Origin of the sequence: Kordia zhangzhouensis, assembly GCF_001005305.1 — a bacterium.
GTDB lineage: Bacteria > Bacteroidota > Bacteroidia > Flavobacteriales > Flavobacteriaceae > Kordia > Kordia zhangzhouensis.
In genome coordinates this window covers 1-386 of the sequence record NZ_LBMH01000040.1, presented here as the reverse complement: position 1 = coordinate 386, position 386 = coordinate 1, and the positions used below count along the sequence as shown (strand labels likewise).

Here is a 386-nt window from a genome sequence, read left to right as displayed (position 1 = left end):
ATGTTGCTATAGGCATTGATATTGTTAATTTCTCCTGTAGCAGTTCCTGCTATCGCATTGGCTTGGGTGTTGTAGTAACGTACCGTATGAGTGGTAGGGTCTTCTCCGTTGAGAAGGTCTACTTCTGCTTCTGTAAGATCGAATTGTGCTATTTGATCTGCGCTGATATCATCACATTCGGATAGACTTACTGTATCCAAAGCTGCTATTTCTGGTGAGTCATGCACAATTAGATCGAGTGATACTACATTGTAACATCCTGTCAGCACGTTTTCTACACGAACATAGATGGTTTGATTGTAAGCATTGATGTTGGTATAGGTATCAGGCAAGGCATTGACATTGTTTTCTGCATCTTCTGGAGTTTCGTGATAGCTTACAGTAAC

The 386-nt window shown here is 40.9% G+C and carries 1 pseudogene; it reads right to left on the bottom strand.

Annotated elements, in window-relative coordinates:
* A pseudogene (locus tag AA088_RS18590) lies at positions 1–386 on the bottom strand (hypothetical protein); the annotation flags it as partial.